General features: G+C 61.1%; 16 protein-coding genes. All 16 read right to left on the reverse strand.

Going from position 1 to position 16292, the window contains the following annotated elements; genetic code table 11:
* Nucleotides 1-47: 47 nt before the first annotated feature.
* The 16 genes from hemW to AAAX32_RS07565 all read right to left on the reverse strand — a co-directional run bounded on the left by hemW (nucleotide 48) and on the right by AAAX32_RS07565 (nucleotide 16291).
* Nucleotides 48-1280 carry a radical SAM family heme chaperone HemW gene (gene hemW, locus AAAX32_RS07490; protein ID WP_349100410.1) on the reverse strand — a complete coding sequence of 411 codons (1233 nt, stop codon included), beginning with the start codon at nucleotides 1278-1280 and terminating at the stop codon, nucleotides 48-50.
* A 2-nt stretch (nucleotides 1281-1282) separates the two neighbouring features.
* Nucleotides 1283-2326 (reverse strand): tRNA dihydrouridine synthase DusB, encoded by a 1044-nt coding sequence (gene dusB, locus AAAX32_RS07495; RefSeq protein WP_349100411.1) that lies wholly within the window; start codon nucleotides 2324-2326, stop codon nucleotides 1283-1285.
* 4 nt (nucleotides 2327-2330) lie between these two features.
* Nucleotides 2331-4142, reverse strand: coding sequence for a translation elongation factor 4 (gene lepA / locus AAAX32_RS07500; protein ID WP_040359843.1), 1812 nt, complete (start codon nucleotides 4140-4142; stop codon nucleotides 2331-2333).
* Nucleotides 4143-4238: 96 nt separating this feature from the next.
* Complete coding sequence (rpsT, locus tag AAAX32_RS07505) at nucleotides 4239-4505, reverse strand: 30S ribosomal protein S20 (protein ID WP_022094714.1); 267 nt, start codon at nucleotides 4503-4505, stop codon at nucleotides 4239-4241.
* Nucleotides 4506-4638: 133 nt separating this feature from the next.
* Nucleotides 4639-5601 (reverse strand): DNA polymerase III subunit delta, encoded by a 963-nt coding sequence (gene holA / locus AAAX32_RS07510; RefSeq protein ID WP_349100412.1) that lies wholly within the window; start codon nucleotides 5599-5601, stop codon nucleotides 4639-4641.
* A gap of 78 nt (nucleotides 5602-5679) precedes the next feature.
* Complete coding sequence (locus tag AAAX32_RS07515; protein WP_349100413.1) at nucleotides 5680-7983, reverse strand: DNA internalization-related competence protein ComEC/Rec2; 2304 nt, start codon at nucleotides 7981-7983, stop codon at nucleotides 5680-5682.
* Nucleotides 7980-8693 carry a helix-hairpin-helix domain-containing protein gene (locus tag AAAX32_RS07520; protein WP_349100414.1) on the reverse strand — a complete coding sequence of 238 codons (714 nt, stop codon included), beginning with the start codon at nucleotides 8691-8693 and terminating at the stop codon, nucleotides 7980-7982. Before AAAX32_RS07520 ends, AAAX32_RS07515 begins: the two co-directional genes overlap by 4 nt.
* 213 nt (nucleotides 8694-8906) lie before the next feature.
* Nucleotides 8907-10151 carry a tRNA uracil 4-sulfurtransferase ThiI gene (gene thiI, locus AAAX32_RS07525; RefSeq protein ID WP_349100415.1) on the reverse strand — a complete coding sequence of 415 codons (1245 nt, stop codon included), beginning with the start codon at nucleotides 10149-10151 and terminating at the stop codon, nucleotides 8907-8909.
* Nucleotides 10152-10433, reverse strand: coding sequence for a DNA-directed RNA polymerase subunit omega (locus AAAX32_RS07530; protein ID WP_035138532.1), 282 nt, complete (start codon nucleotides 10431-10433; stop codon nucleotides 10152-10154). It lies immediately after the preceding gene.
* A 5-nt stretch (nucleotides 10434-10438) separates the two neighbouring features.
* Nucleotides 10439-11008, reverse strand: coding sequence for a guanylate kinase (gene gmk, locus AAAX32_RS07535; protein WP_349100416.1), 570 nt, complete (start codon nucleotides 11006-11008; stop codon nucleotides 10439-10441).
* Nucleotides 11009-11317: an integration host factor, actinobacterial type gene (gene mihF, locus AAAX32_RS07540; protein WP_006236130.1), complete on the reverse strand. Its 309-nt coding sequence runs from the start codon at nucleotides 11315-11317 to the stop codon at nucleotides 11009-11011.
* A gap of 239 nt (nucleotides 11318-11556) precedes the next feature.
* Nucleotides 11557-12273, reverse strand: a complete 717-nt coding sequence (gene pyrF, locus AAAX32_RS07545) for an orotidine-5'-phosphate decarboxylase (protein WP_148346226.1) — start codon at nucleotides 12271-12273, stop codon at nucleotides 11557-11559.
* Nucleotides 12267-13190 carry a dihydroorotate dehydrogenase gene (locus AAAX32_RS07550; RefSeq protein WP_022094721.1) on the reverse strand — a complete coding sequence of 308 codons (924 nt, stop codon included), beginning with the start codon at nucleotides 13188-13190 and terminating at the stop codon, nucleotides 12267-12269. The genes pyrF and AAAX32_RS07550 overlap by 7 nt, the downstream gene beginning before the upstream one ends.
* Nucleotides 13190-13957, reverse strand: a complete 768-nt coding sequence (locus AAAX32_RS07555) for a dihydroorotate dehydrogenase electron transfer subunit (protein WP_349100449.1) — start codon at nucleotides 13955-13957, stop codon at nucleotides 13190-13192. The genes AAAX32_RS07550 and AAAX32_RS07555 overlap by 1 nt, the downstream gene beginning before the upstream one ends.
* Before the next feature lie 116 nt (nucleotides 13958-14073).
* A complete protein-coding gene (locus AAAX32_RS07560) occupies nucleotides 14074-15363 on the reverse strand; it encodes a dihydroorotase (RefSeq protein ID WP_161161343.1) in 1290 nt (429 codons plus the stop codon).
* On the reverse strand, nucleotides 15347-16291 hold the full coding sequence (locus AAAX32_RS07565; protein WP_035138537.1) for an aspartate carbamoyltransferase catalytic subunit: 945 nt from the start codon (nucleotides 16289-16291) through the stop codon (nucleotides 15347-15349). Before AAAX32_RS07565 ends, AAAX32_RS07560 begins: the two co-directional genes overlap by 17 nt.
* Nucleotide 16292 lies beyond the last annotated feature (1 nt).

The raw sequence follows: 16292 nt of genomic DNA on the forward strand, positions 1-16292 counted from the left end.
TCCTGCTCACAGCAGCGTATATATTCCGGTAATTCTACCCGAGCGGCCTAAGCTAGATCCCAAAACAGCTCGAACAGAACATTTCCATCGAGCCAGCCCAAGTGAGTGGGCGCTAAACGAGCACGGACGCGACCTGCGATAACGTCTTTCGAGGTGACGCGCCCCGCATGTCCTTCAATATGATCGGGCACCCAGGTGGCAAGGCCCAACTCGACCGCACGGTCGCAGGCCGCCGCCAACTCATCTGCAGCGATCACGCTTGCCGAGCGAACCAACAGATCGGGCCCAATGCCACGCGTCATGCGACAGGCAAGCATCAAATCCTCGGCCGCCGCCTCGCGCTGCGACAGATACTCGGCATCAAACGTCGTCGCGGCATCGTCGCGTTGCACCAAGCGCACGCGATACGCATCGCCGCGAGCAAGCACGTCGGGAAACAGCCCAGCCAAGCGATCGAAATCCTCGGCGTCGAGCATACCGGCGGCAGAGCGGCCCAAACCCAGATAGCCCTGTCCGGTCCAATAGGCAATGTTGTGGGCGCACTCATGGCCGTCGAGCGCGTAGCTTGCCACCTCATACGGGTGATAGCCGGCCGCACTCAGGCGCTCACGCGCCGCATCCATGCATGCAGCCTGAAAATCCTCGTCGGGCTCGAGCGACTCGTCGCGACACGCCATGCGATAGAGCGGCGTGCCCTCCTCGAGCGTGAGCGGGTACACCGACACATGATGCGGCGCCGCCGCCAACACGCCATCGAGTGTGCGCTGCCAGCTTAGGTCGGTCTGCCCGGGAAGGCCGCACATCAGGTCGCACGACACGACAAGCCCAGCGTCCTTGACCGTCGTGATGGCAGCGAGCGCCCGATCGGCATCGTGAATGCGGCCGATGGCGGTAAGTTCGGCGTTATCGAGCGTTTGCACGCCCAGAGAGACGCGCGTGACACCCACCCCGGCAAGCGCAGTGGCAAGCTCTGCGGTCAGCGATTCGGGATTGGCCTCGCAGGTAAACTCAACAGGCTTGCACCACGCAGAGATACGCCGGGCAAATTCTACCAAACGCTCCCCCGCCAGCGACGGCGTGCCGCCGCCAACATAGACGGTGCGGATCTGTGCAAGCGCGCCTGCGTCGCCAAAAGCATCGAGGCGCGCATACAACTGCTCAAAATAGGTATCGAGCGCAACGCTCATGTTGCACGGAGCAAAACTGCGTGAGTCAAAGTCACAGTACCGGCATTTTTGGGCGCAAAACGGCACATGCACGTACAGCGCGGTAACGGCCACCGTTAGGCCTCCAACGGATGAGCGGGCACCGACTCGCCGGCGGCAAGTGCGGCCTCACAGGCCACCACATCGTGCTCGATATCATCGACCAGTGCCATGAACTCCTCGTATGTGGAGCAACGCACCACCTGAGCGCGCCAGGCGGCAGCATGGGGCATGCCCTTTAGATACCAGCTTGCGTACGTGCGGGCACGCGACATGAGCGGCAACAGCTCGTGCGTGAGCGTCAGGTGCTCGCGCAGGGCATCCAGGCGCTCAACCGAGGAGCGAGAAGGAACCGGCGTGCCATCGAGTGCAAGGGCTCGGGCATCGCCGAACACCCATGGATTGCCGTAGATGCCGCGCGCGATAAACACCGCGCTGGCACCCGAGCTTTGCAGATGCTCAGCAGCGTCCTCTGCCGAGAACACATCGCCCGAACCGATAACGGGAATCTCGACGGCGTCGGCCACCTCATCGACGACCGACCAATCGGCCTGGCCCGTATAGAGCTGCGTGGCGCAGCGACCATGTACCGCCACCGCGGCGGCCCCTGCTCCCTCAAGCATCTGGGCAAACGTCGCGGCGTTGCGGTCTTCGGCGTAAAAGCCCTTACGGATTTTTACGGTCACGGGCACATGCGCCGCACCCACCGCCGCCTCGACGATCTGCTCGGCCAGATCGGGAGTGCGCATAAGCGCCGAGCCCTCGCCCTTGGTGACGACCTTGCGAGCCGGGCAGGCCATGTTGATATCGATCAGCGACAGGCGATCGCCCACACGCTCCTCGACGGCAGCAACAGCGCTCGCAAACTGATCGGGCTTGGAGCCAAAGAGCTGCACGCAGATCTGCTGCTCCTCATCGGCCGGCAGTACCAGGCGCCACGTCTTATTGCTGGCATAGGCAAGGCCCGCCACGCTCACCATCTCGCTATAGGCAAGATGGGCACCGCGACGGCGGCACATGATGCGATAGGCGGGATCGGTCACGCCCGCCATGGGAGCCATAAGGAACGGCTGCTCGGCATAGGCGCCAAGCAACAGCTTGCTGTATTCAGAAAGTGCCATGGACCTACTCGTCCACCTTGAGAATCGCCATAAAGGCCTCCTGCGGAACCTCGACCGAGCCGATGGCCTTCATGCGCTTTTTGCCCTCTTTCTGCTTCTCGAGCAGCTTGCGCTTTCGCGAGATATCGCCGCCATAACACTTGGCCAGCACGTCCTTGCGGCGCGCTTTGACGGTAGAGCGGGCAATGATCTTGTTGCCGATGGCGCCCTGGATAGGCACCTCGAACAGCTGGCGCGGAATGATTTCCTTGAGCTTGTCGCACAGACCGCGGGCCAGGCCATAGGCCTTGTCCTTGTGCACGATAAACGACAGCGCATCCACCTCGTCGCCAGAAAGCAAGATATCGAGCTTAACGAGCTCGGAAGGACGATACTCGTTGAACTCGTAGTCGAGCGAGGCATAGCCCTTAGTGCGGCTCTTGAGCTGGTCAAAGAAGTCCAAGATGAGCTCGGCAAGCGGCATATCGAAGCGCATCTCGACCGATTTGCTCGTCAGGTGGATCATGTCGGTCGTAACGCCGCGGTGCTCGATGGCGAGCTGCATGACGGCGCCCGTGTACTCAGGTGGGCAGATGATCTTTGCCTTGAGGTAGGGTTCCTCGATACGCTCGATGCGCGTGGCCTCGGGAAGGTCCTGCGGGCTGCGGACATCGATCATTTCGCCGTCGGTCTTGTAGACGTGATAGTCGACCGAGGGACTCGTGGCAATGAGGTCCAGGTTGAACTCGCGCTCCAGGCGTTCCTTGACGACTTCCATGTGCAGCAGACCCAGGAAGCCCACGCGGAAGCCAAAGCCGAGCGCCACGGACGTCTCGGGCTCCCACACCAACGAGGGGTCGTTAACGTGGAGCTTATCGAGTGCGTCACGCAGGTTCTCGTAGTCCTTGTTATCGATCGGGAACAGGCCCGTATAGACCATGGGCTTGGCCTCGCGGTAACCGGGAAGCGGCTCGGGGCAGGGGTTCGACGCCCACGTAAGGGTATCGCCCACGCGAACGGCCTCGGGGTCCTTCAGACCCGTGACCACGTAGCCCACCTCGCCGACCGTCAGCGCATCGACCGGGGTCTCGGCGGGACGCTTGACTCCCACGCCATCGACCAAAAAGTCGCCCTTTGCCTGCATCATGCGCAGGGTATCGCCCTTCTTGATGGAGCCGTCAAAGACACGGACCGTGGCAACGACGCCGCGGTACTCATCGAAATACGAGTCCAGGATGAGCGCTTTGAGCGGCGCGTTTGCATCGCCCTTGGGCGGCGAGATCAAAAAGACAATAGACTCCAGCAGATCGTGAATGCCCTCGCCGGTCTTGCCCGATACGCATACGGCATCGTCGGCAGGGATCGCCAGGTCATCCTCGATCTCGGTCTTAACCTCGTCGGGATGAGCCGAGGGCAGGTCGATCTTGTTGATGGCCGGCACAATGTCCAGATTGGCGTTCATGGCAAGCGTCGCGTTGGAGACGGTCTGTGCCTCGACGCCCTGTGTGGCGTCGACAACGAGCACCGCGCCCTCACAGGCTGCCAGCGAGCGCGAGACCTCATAGGTAAAGTCCACGTGGCCCGGCGTATCGATCAGATTGAACTGATACGTCTCGCCATCGTCGGCGTCATAGGACACGCGAACAGCATTGGACTTGATCGTGATGCCGCGCTCGCGCTCGATATCCATGGTGTCGAGCAGCTGCGACTCCATGTCGCGTTCGTCGACGGTATGGGTGAGCTCGAGGATGCGATCGCTGATCGTGGACTTGCCATGGTCGATGTGCGCAACGATTGAGAAGTTGCGGATGTGGGAAATGTCAATTGAAGTATTCATGCGGACTATCTTACCCGAGCGGTACAAAAAATGGAGCCTGTTCCATAAAACAGGCTCCATTTATGCGCGTAATCTGTGTGGTGTGAAATTTACAACTTAAGCGTTGATGCTGTTCACGAGCTTGGCAAGACCGGACTTGCGGTTGGAAGCCTGGTTCTTGTGGATAACATGCTTGGCGGCAGCCATGTCGAGACGCTTGGTGACGGTCTTGAGGGCAGCCTGGGCCTTCTCGGCGTCGCCCTCGGCGACGGCGGACTGGACGTGCTTGGTCAGCGTCTTGAGCTCGGACTTGACAGCCTTGTTACGCATGCGAGCTGCCTCATTGGTGCGGATACGCTTCTTCTGAGACTTGATGTTTGCCACTTCTGGAGTTCCTTTCGAGTTCCTTGCAAAAAATGTATGACACCTCTGAGACACGGTGAGGTCATGCAAGCGCCTACTATAGCACGCTCCCCCTCAAAGGGATAGAACGAATTTGTCAAATAGGCAGGTATCATCACGATTTTCTCAAGATGTTCGTAATCCAGAGCAAAAGCGCGGTCTGAGAATCGGCCGAACCCTTGAGCGCGAGCTCCACATCAACGGCACCCTCGAGCGCTGCGACGAGCTCTGTCATCGAAAAGCGACGTGCCCAGGTCAGGTGATTCTTGACCTGCCAGGACTGGAGTTTGAGCGTTGCGGCCAGCTCACGACCCTGTCCGCGCGCATCGAGCGCCTTGGCAACGATAAGCTCGCGAATGCGGCCGCACAGCAATGTGTACGTCCACACGTAGCTCTTGGCGGGCATTAGATTGAAGAGCTCGAGCGAACGGCGCATGTCACGGGCCGAGACCGCATTGAGAAAGTCCCAGGGTTGAACCTCGGCCGTACGTACAATCCAGCGCTCAACGTCGGCAAGCTCAATCTGGGGCGCCTCGACCATCTGGGCAAGCTTAGCCAAGTCGTTATCGAGCATGCGAGTGTTTTCACCCGAACGCGAGACGAGCTCCTCGGCGGCCGCCGTCGAGATCGACTTGCCGTGCTGCGTCGCCATCTGTTGCACGCGGCGCGGTAACTCCCAGCGCTTGGTGCCGGAGCAATCGATCACGGCCTTCTTGTCGATTTTGGCGATCGCCTTATACAGGCGCGTGTTCTTGGCAAGCGAGTCGGCGATGATGAGGCAGACCGTCGTGGGGCTGGGACTCGCCAGATAGTCGACAAGCGGCTCCGAGACCGCCTTAGCGAGCTTTGAGCAGCCATCAAGGATTACCAAGCGAAACTCGCTGCCCATCGGAAAGGTGTTAAGCGATCCGATAATGGACTCGATATCGGGGTCCTTGGTCATGTCGCGCTCGTCGAGGTTGAACTCGACCATTCCCGACTTTTCCAGACGCGCCTTCATACGCGAGACGGCGTGATCGCGCTTGACGCCGTCGGTACCGACGATCAGATATGCCGGCAGCAGACCGGTTTCGGACATTACGCTCCCCTCCCGCAGGCCTTCGTATTCGTTCCGTGCCATTCTAGCCCAGGGGCCCACCACACGCCATCGACGTCGTCACGGTCGCTGGCATCGCATCGCAAAGCCCTTTGCGGTCGGGCTGATGGTGATATCACCGTGTTCGATGGTGCATGCGAACGCACCGCCCGCTTCCTGAACGGCATCGATGCAGGCATCCGACGGATGACCGTATCGATTCCCCTTGCCGGCGCTCGCGAGGGAAAGCTCGGGTCTCAGGACATCCAGCAACTCACCATCGACTGAAACCTTGGAGCCGTGATGCCCAAGTTTAAGGACATCGATATCCCCCACCTCCTGCACGAATTCCCGTTCTTGGTCGAGCTCGGCATCACCAGTGAGGAGCATACGCAGGCTCTTGCCTTCCTGAACATAAGAGAGTAGCAGGACAAGCGAGTCCTCATTTCCCTCGCCATCTACGGACTCGAACGGCCACATCACGCGGGCACAAAATGAGCCGATGTCGACCGTATCCCCACGGCGCACCTGCCGATACTCAACGCCAGGTCGATTCAATACCTCGGCAGGAGCATCCTCCAACGCATCCGCCGCCACGGCAATCGTTCCGACCGAAAACTGTTCGAGCACGGCAGGTAGACCACCCCAGTGATCCTCATCCCAATGCGTCACAAAGACGGCATCGATATGGTGCACGTTATTGCGAACCAACGCCGCTACCACGCGCTCATCGAGCCCGCAGTCGACGAGTGCTAATGCGTCGCCCTGGCGGATAAGAATCGCATCCGCCTGGCCCACATCGAGCACCGTCACCGAAGGCGGAACGAATCGATCCCAGTAGACGTACGGAATCGCAGCCAAGAGCACCAGACATGAAAGCCCCACCGCCATAGGACGTGCACGGGGACGCGGCCACCAGACCAACAGAACCGCCAGCAAACACGGCACTAGGTAAATCCACATGCTATCGGGCGGCACACTCACAGATGCACCAGGCACGGCGGCAAACAGCTGCTCGAAGAACAGTGCGCAACGGGCGGCAACCATGGGCACAACGAGCGCCCAAATCCGCAACGGTTCCACGAGCGAAAAGGGAACCAGCACGATCGACACAGCAAGCAGTACGCTCACCACCGGACCGATGACTGCATTTGCCAGCGGAGCAATGAGCGAGAACGTACCGAAGGCAGGAATGGTAATGGGAAGTGTTGCCAGTTGCGAGCACAGCGTGACGGAAAGTATGTTGGCAACGCCCGATGGCACACCCAGCTCACCCAAAGCGTAGGTCGCATAGGGGCAAAAGCACAGAATGGCTAAGACGCTGGCACATGAAAGCTGAAAGCCCATCTCGAACAGCACCGTCGGTCGCAGTAGCACAAAGATGGACATGGTTACGAAGAGCGCCGATGCGCCGTGCCGGCGACGCCCCGCGCCGTTTACAACAAGCGTAGCGAACACCATGCAGCACGCGCGCACGGCCGAGGGAGACGCGCCCGTAAAGGCAGCGTAGCCCACAAGCGCCATCGCCAATATCGCCCGCTGAACACCACGTGAGCAGCGAGTTTTTTGCAATACACCCTCGATTACAAATCCCACGATAGCCAAATGGCTGCCGGAGACGGCTATAAGATGCGCCGTTCCCGTCACCGAAAACCAGTCGCCCGCCGGCTGGGCGCGTAGCTCGGCGGAACGACCGCAGACGACACCGGCTATGAGCGCACGCGCCGGGTCGGTCGCAGGCGCGATGGACGCTAGCAGCCCATTTCGCAGCCGAAGCAGCGGCCCCGGAGAGCCCTCATCGACCGGCACAATCCGAACGGCTTGAACCTTGCGCACCTCGCCTCGGAGCACGCGCGATCGTCCATATGCATCGTTCTCAAAACGTGAAACGCGACCGATAACACGCACGTGCGCCCCGGCCTTGAGCTCGCGGTCACACGACAGGCGAACCGTTGCCAAGTTCTTACCGTCCGCGCGCGCCTCGCAGGTATAGGAATACACGTCGTCGTTTATGGATGAATCACCCTGCACGACAAACTCGAGGCTGCTTGCCGCTCGACCGTCGAGCGCCTTCGAGGCGCCTAGCGTGCCCACAGCCCACCACGCCGAGACGACCGCTCCCGCCACGAGACCGACGGACGCGGCATACAGCCACCACTTCAAAGGGGCAAGCCGCGCACAAGATTGAGCCAGCACAACGAATACCGCCGCCGCAACGGGAATGGCCCATAGCAGCCCGACCGCCGGCGCCTGCTCCCTCAGCAGCGCATCAGCGGCCACGTTGAGCACCAAGGCGCAGCTCATGCACATGCCGGCACACAGGGTCATCGTCCACGGCATCAGGGGCCGCGGAGGCATCACATGTTCGCGCTCGGTCGCACTCATACGCAGATGCAATCTTTGATTTTGGCAAGCTTCTTCTCGCCGATTCCCGACACACGCATCAGATCGTCAACCGAGGCAAAAGCACCGTTCTTTGTACGCTCATCGATAATCGACTGTGCCATGGAGGGACCGATGCCCGAGAGCGTCTGCAGCTCTGCCGCGCTTGCCGTATTGATGTTGACTAGGCCCGTTGCGCCACTCACGCCCAATGATGCGGAAGCCCCACCATCAACACCGGCTTCCGCAATGGACGCCTGCTGCTCCCCCACCGTTGGAACGTGAATCTTCTGCCCATCGACGACCTTGGATGCCCGATTGAGCCCCGTAACGTCTGCCTCGGGCGCCAGCCCGCCGGCGGCATCTATCGCCTGAGCCACCCGCGCGCCGTCCTTGACGCGATATACACCGGGCGACACAACGGCACCATCAACATCGACATAAACCTCTGCCGCGGCAGACGCCTTAGACGAAGAGCCTTCGGATGTCTTTCCGCTCGAGGCATCGCCGGATCCCGGCTCCACTAACGAGCCCGAACCATCAGTGCGCTCAAACGACACGCCGCCAGTACCGCCGCCAAGGGTCGCCATCGCCAAGCCGCTCGCCATCGCAATGACGACCAGTATCGCCATCACCACTGCCTTGTGACCGAGCAGCTTGTCCGCCCAGCGGTCCATCTTTTTGACCCGTTCGTGTTGTTCGCGCTGCGCCATAGCAAAACCTCCCAACACCATCGTGTCAGGAAAAAAGCCCTGCAACAGCCACGCTCCAAAACCGGTTTTAGCGGTCAAACCAAATACCGACCAAAACCTTGCACAAATCTGTCCATTTATTCAGGCACACGTCAGCAAATGAACACTTAGCCGCAAAAAGCCCAGATAGCAAAAGACCGACGATGCAGGCGCATCGTCGGTCTATGCACAAATTTACTCGTGATCTTGGTAAATCTCACGCGGAGCAAGCTCCGAATGTTTGCGTTTTAAGGTCTTGGGGGCCTTATACGTGTTGCTTTCGAAGTCGATGTACTCAGTCTGCTTGAGTAGGCGCTCGATCATCTCCTCGTGATCGAACAACTCCCAGGCCTCATGCACGGCATCGAGTTTAGCGTGCGTCTCGGGACGACGCGGCATAAACAGCGTGCAGCAGTCGGGAGCGACCTCAGTCGAGATATCGAACGTACCAATCTCCTCGGCGCGCGCGATGATCTCCTGCTTGTCCGAACCGATGAGAGGACGGAACACGGGAATCTTCACGGCCTCGTTAACGGCCATGATATTCTCAAGCGTTTGGGAGGCAACCTGTCCAAGCGATTCGCCCGTCACGATGGCCTTGGCGCCCTCGATGTGTGCAATGCGCTCGGCAACCGAATACATAATGCGGCGATACATGATCACGCGCAGGTTGCTGGGACAGGTGACCGAAATCTCACGCTGGCAGTCGCCAAACGGCACCACGTACAGGCGGCCGATCTGGACACCCGGCTCAAGCGCACGGATGATGTCCTGCACCAAATACTCGCTCGTGTCGGGCGTCTGCGGACGACCTGAGAAATGTACCGGCACGCACACCGCGCCGCGACGCGCGAGCATCCAGGTTGCCACCGGAGAATCAATACCCGACGACAGCAGCGTCACGACCTTGCCGGCAGAACCCACCGGCAGACCGCCCACGCCGCGCTCGGAGCGCGCGTACACATAAACGCTACCCTGGACCACCAGTACGTGCACCATCGCATCGGGGTCGTGCATTTGAACCTTTTTATCGGGGAAGGCCTCACACAACACCTCGCCCACCTGACGATTGATATCAATCGAGGTGAGCTCATAGTCGGTATTGGAGCGCTTGGCGTGCACCTTAAACGAATCGAAGGAACCAAACTCGCGCAGCGCCTTCACGGCGGCGGCACAGTACTCCTGAGGGTCGCGATTGGTGTGATACGCCAAAGACACACGAGCAACACCGGGAACGGTGCGAATGACACGCGCCGCCTCGTCGGCCTGATGCTCGTTAAAGGTCACGAGGATATAACCGGAAATTCGAGACACGGCATTCACGGAAAAGGCGGCCAAGGCCGCCTTGATGTTATCCATGAGGATATGCTCAAAATGTGCGCGGTTCTTACCCTTCAGTCCAACCTCGTGATAGTGGACCAGGCAGACGCGAGCCGCCATTTAGGCTTCAGCAACCTTGTGGCCGAGCGCCTTCTCGTAACGGGCCTCGTCGTAAGAGATGTCGCCGTCGACAATCTCGTCCATAGCCATCGAGATGGTGTCGGCACCGGAAAGCCCGATGGTGATGTCATCGACATCCTGGACGGCAAGCACGCGGTTGTGCTGGCCACGCAGCATGCTATTGATGTCGCAGGCGCGCTTGGAGGCAAGCGAAGCGAGCAGGAAGCGGTTGTGATCGGTCTTCTCCAGAAGATCGTCAATGCAAGGCTTTACAACGGACACGGACCTCAGATCCTTTCATGCATATCGAGAACGCGAACGAGCTCATCGGTCGCGCGGTCGAGATCGTCATTTACCACGACTTCGTCGTAGCGGTCGGCAAGGGCAAGCTCATCGGCGGCGTTTGCCATACGCAGCTCAATCGTCTCGGGCGTCTCGGTACCGCGACCGACTAGACGCTCGCGAAGCACCTCGAGCGAAGGTGGTTTGATAAAGATCAGCACGGCCTCGGGGAAACGCTCCTTGACCTGCAGGGCACCCTGGACATCGATCTCCAAGATGAGAGACGAACCAGAGGCGAGCTTGGACTGAACCTCGCTCACCAATGTGCCGTAGCAGTTACCGTGGACCTCGGCCCACTCAACAAACTCACCGTTTGCCACGCGGCGGTCGAACTCCTCGCGCGTCAGAAAAAAGTAGTTGACGCCGTCGGCCTCACCTTTGCGTGGTGCTCGCGTGGTAGCCGAAACCGTCAGGCCCAGGTTCGAGCGGCGCTCGCGCACACGAGTGACGAGCGTACCCTTGCCTGCGCCTGACGGTCCAGAAATCACAAAGAGCTTGGAATCCTGAGCGCTCACTTATTTGGTCAGCTGCTCGAGGAGCTGCTCGCGCTGACGGACGCCGAGGCCCTGGACGCGACGGGTAGCGGAGATACCGAGCTCCTCCATGATCTTGGCGGCCTTGGCCTTGCCATAACCAGGAAGAGACTCGATGAGGGTGGAAACCTTCATGCGGGAAGCGATGGGGTCATCGGAGTTGAGCACGGACTCGAGGGACTTCTCGCCCTTCTTGATCTGCTCGCGAAGCTCAGCGCGGGCGTGACGTGCGGCAGCAGCCTTCTCAAGAGCCTGCTTGCGCTGCTCATCGGTAAGCTGAGGGAGTGCCATTCGTACCTCCAAATAGTTGGGTTATATCTGATTCAATAATTGGCATTTTAGCACGTAGAACGTACAAAATGCCCAATCGCGGCTCCATAGGTTAGACGATACCCGCAAAAAGTGCAATATACTGCGCCCAAAGTTAAGCCCCTGACCTGCGATTCCACACAAAGGATGGGAAAGATTACGCAGGCACAGGGGCTATTTTGTGCTAATGAGACCCAAAAGTGGTGACTTAGGGGAATCTTTTACGCGACGTTTTCGACCAGCTCAGCGACGATGGCGTCAAAGGCGGCAACCGGATCGTCGGCACCGGTGATGGGACGGCCCACCACAATGTGGCTTGCGCCACGCTCGATAGCCTGGGAAGGCGTCGCCACGCGGGACTGGTCACCTAAGGCGGCACCCACCGGACGCACACCCGGAGTCACGATCAGGGCATCAGGGCCCAGCAGCTCACGCATGTCGTGAGCCTCCATCGGCGAGCACACGATGCCATCGATGCCGTTGGCCTGAGCGAGCTTTGCCAGGCGGGCGGCCTCCTCGGCCACGGGCGACTCGACGCCGATCTCGCTCAAGGCATCCTGATTCATGCTCGTGAGCACGGTGATGGCGACGAGCTTGGCGCGGTCCTCGCGCGCCTCCTCGGCACCCTCGCGGCAGGCAGCGAGCATGGCGCCCGAACCCAAGCCGTGAACCGAGAGCAGGTCGGCACCGGCAAGCGAGGCCGAACGGGCGGCACCGCGAACCTGATGCGGAATATCATGGAACTTAAGGTCAAGGAAGACCTTAAAGCCCAGGTCCTTAAAGGTCTTGACGATCTCGGGGCCCTCAGCGTAATAGAGCGTCATGCCAACCTTGAGCCAGGCGGCATGGCCCGAAAGCTCGTGGGCGAGCTCGAGCGAACGTTCACGATCGCAGTCGAGGGCGACGATTACGCGGTCGCGGGCATCGGTCTCTAGCATTCGAAAGCACCTACCAGCTCGTTGATGTCCTTTACGCCCTGGGACTCGGCCCAGGCCTCGAGCTCATGCGCGATCTTGAGCGAAGCGCACGGATCGACGAAGTTGGCCATGCCGACCGACACGCAGGTGGCACCGGCCAGGATAAACTCAGCCGCATCCTCACCGGTCATGACACCGCCGACACCGTTGATGGGGATATCGACGGCCTGGGCAACCTCCCAGACCATGCGCACGGCGATGTGGTGGCACAGCGGGCCCGAAAGGCCGCCCTTGGGCTTGGCCACGCGGGACTTGCGGGTATGGACGTCGATGGCCATGCCCTGAATGGAGTTGATGACCGAAAGGCCGTCGGCGCCGGCAGCCTCGAGGGCCTTGGCGATCTCGGCGACGTTGACCGGCGCCATCTTCACGAACAGCGGCTTATCGGTCACCTTGCGGCAGGCAGCCATAACGGAAGAGGCGCCCTCGGGCGTGGAGCCCATGGCGGCACCGCCGGCGGCGATATTGGGGCAGCTCACGTTGATCTCGTAGCCGGCAGCCCAGGGGCACAGCTCGACATACATCTCGAGTGCGCGGACAAACTCGTCAACGGAGTGGCCGGCAACCTGACAGATGACCTGGCAGCCGTCCTTGGAGAGCTGCTCGAGCCACGGACCGGACTCGCGAGCAAAGGCGGCCACGCCGGGGTTCTGAAGGCCCACGGAGTTGATCATACCGCCGGGGATCTCGGCCATGCGGGGCGCGGGGTTACCGGGCCAGGGCTCGGCTGCGCAACCCTTGGTGGTGATGGCGCCCAGTTGGGAAACATCAAAGAAGTTCTGGAACTGCCAGCCGTAGCCAAAGGTACCGGCTGCGGTGTTGATGGGGTTTTGCATCTTGACGCCGCCGAAATCGACGGCCATGTTCACGGTACCCACTAGAAGACCACCACCTTGGAAGCATCGAACACGGGGCCGCACATGCAAGCGCCCTTCATACCGTCGACCGTCTCGACATTGCAGGTGTTGCAGGCGCCAAAGCCACAGCTCATCATGCGCTCAAGCGACACCTCGCAGTACGCACCGGCCTCGGCGGCAGCGGCGGCGACTTTCTTCATCATGACAGCGGGGCCGCAGCTGGCGACGTAGTCGTAGCCGCCCTCGCCGAGCAGCTCGGCGGCAGGATCGGTGCAAAAACTGTGCGAGCCGAGCGAGCCGTCGTCGGTGCAAACGTTGACCGTGGCGCCCAGCGCGCGGAACTCATCGACACCCACGGCCTTGGAAGCGGTGCCAAAGCCCAGGCACACGTCAACATCCACGCCCTGCTCGGCAAGCATACCGGCAAGACACAGCACAGGCGGAACGCCGATGCCACCGGCGACGAGCAGGGCCTTCCTGGTGCCCTCGGGTACCATCCAGCCACGGCCACCGGGGCCCAGCAGGTTAGAGGTGGAGCCAGGGCCCATCTGGGACAAACGACGGGTATCGTCGCCCACGACGGCGTACCACAGCTCGACGGTGCCGGCCTCGGCGTCGACGCGGTAGTAGCTCAGGGGCACGCGAAGCAGCGAGGACGCATCGCCGGGTACGGCGATGTTCACAAACTGACCGGGCTTGAGCGCACTTGCAAGCTTGGGGGCCGAGATGACGAGCGAGAAGATGCCATCGGCGATCTCCTGGTTCGAGACGACCTCGAAGTCGTGCATGCGTGCAGTGGAAGGTGTGGGCATAGACGCTCCAATCCCCCATGCGGTTGCATGGTCAAAACGAACAGAAAGCGCGGCACCGCAAGGGCGCCGCGCACAAAAGCGATAAGGCTATGCTAGCAGATGCAGCCGTCGGCAAGCGTCTGCTTACCGCCGACAAACACATCGGTGGCACGACCGGTGAGCGTGCGGCCGGCAAAACCGGAGTTCTCGGCGCGCGACTCGTAACCGTCCTCGCCAACCGTCCAGGTGGCGGACGCGTCGAACACGGTCAGGTCGGCAACGGAGCCCGCCTTGACCTGAACCTGGTCGAGGCCCAGGATCTCACGCGGCTTGATGGCCATGAGCTCGACCATACGGCCCATGCTCATCTTGCCCGTGTTGACCAGCTCGGTGAGTACGAGCGACAGCGAGGTCTCGAGGCCGATCATGCCAAAGGGCGCAAGCTCGAACTCGCGGGCCTTCTCCCACGGGGTGTGGGGAGCGTGATCGGTGACGATAACGTCGACGGTGCCGTCGATGACGCCCTGACGAATGGCCTCGGCATCCTCCTCGGTACGCAGCGGCGGGTTGACCTTGAGCGAAGTGTTGTAGGTCTCGTCCAGGTCGTTCTCGGTCAGGAACATGTGGTGCGGGGTGGCCTCGCAGGTAACCTGAACGCCAGCGGCCTTACCGGCACGCACGATCTCCAGACCATGGGCGGTGGAGATGTGCTGGATGTGCAGCTTGGCACCAGTCAGCTTGGCGATCTCGATGTCGCGGGCGATCTGGAGCTCCTCGCCGGCAGCCGGCCAACCCTCGAGAGCCAGACGGGTCGAGACCTTGCCCTCGTTGATCTGGCCGTGGCCGACCAGATCCTCGTCCTGGCAGTGGCTCATAAAGACCTTGCCGAACATCTTGCCGTAGTCCATGCAACGACGGAGCATGCCCGCGCCCTGCACGCCGCGACCGTCGTCGGTGAAGGCGACGGCGCCGTGGGCGACCATATCGCCCATCTCGGACATGGCCTCGCCCTTAAGACCGCGGGTCATGGCGCCCGACGGATAGACGCGGCAGTGACCGACCTCGGCAGCACGGGACTTGACGAACTCCACGACGGTGCCGTTATCGGTGACGGGATCGGTGTTGGGCATGGCGCACACGCCGGTAAAGCCGCCCTTGGCAGCTGCGCGGGTGCCGCTCTCGATGTCCTCTTTGACCTCGTAGCCGGGCTCGCGAAGGTGAACGTGCATATCCACCAGGCCAGGGACGAGGTACTTGCCGGAAAGATCGCGGACCTCGGCTCCCTCGACGGCGAGATTCTCGCCGACCTCGGCGATCTTGTCGCCGTCAATCAGGACGTCAACGACACCGTCAAGCTCGACGGACGGGTCGACGACGTGGGCATTCTTAAGAAGCAAGGCCATTATCGGCACCTCCAAGCAGCAGATACAGGATAGCCATACGCACGCAGATACCGGCGTAGACCTGCTCCAGGATGACGGAGCGTTGCGGGTGGTCGGCCATATAGGAGTCGAACTCGACACCGCGGTTGATGGGGCCCGGGTGGCAGATGATCGCGTCGGGCTTCATGAGCTTCTCGCGGTCCTTGGTCAGGCCGAAGAGCTTGTGGTACTCGCGAATCGTGGGGAACGGGGCACCCTCGAGGCGCTCCTGCTGCACGCGCAGCATGTAGACGACGTCCAGCTCGGGCAGGACGGAATCGAGGTCGCTCGTCACGTGGTCGCAGCCCAGGACCTCGGGCGCCGGCGGCAGCAGCGTGCCGGGGGCGACGGCGTAGGTCTCGCAGCCCATGATCTTAAGGGCGGGGATCAGCGAGCCGCAGACGCGGGAGTGCGCGATATCGCCGACGACGGCGACCTTCAGACCGTGGAAGTCACCCTTGTGCTCCCAGATGGTGTACAGGTCGAGCAGGGCCTGCGTGGGGTGGTTGTGCTTGCCGTCACCGGCGCAGATGACGCTCGCGGGCGAGTTCTGCGTGACGATGTAGGGAGCGCCGGCGTGCTTGTCGCGCACAACGATGCAGTCGATCTTATAGGCGTTGAGGGTCTCGACGGTATCGACGAGGCTCTCGCCCTTGACCGTGGAGGTCGAGGAGCCGCCAAAGTTGAGGCTGTCGGCCGAAAGACGCTTCTCGGCGAGCTCGAAGGAGCTACGGGTGCGCGTCGAGGGCTCGTTGAACATGTTGACGATGGTCTTGCCCTTGAGCGTGGGGACCTTCTTGATCGCACGCTCGTTAACCTCGGAGAACGCCTTGGCGGTCTCGAGGATGAGCTTGATGTCCTCTTCGGAGTACTCGGTAATGTCGATCAGGTGCTTATGGTTGAACGCCACG

This window comes from Collinsella sp. CLA-ER-H3 (genome assembly GCF_040092425.1).
GTDB lineage: Bacteria > Actinomycetota > Coriobacteriia > Coriobacteriales > Coriobacteriaceae > Collinsella.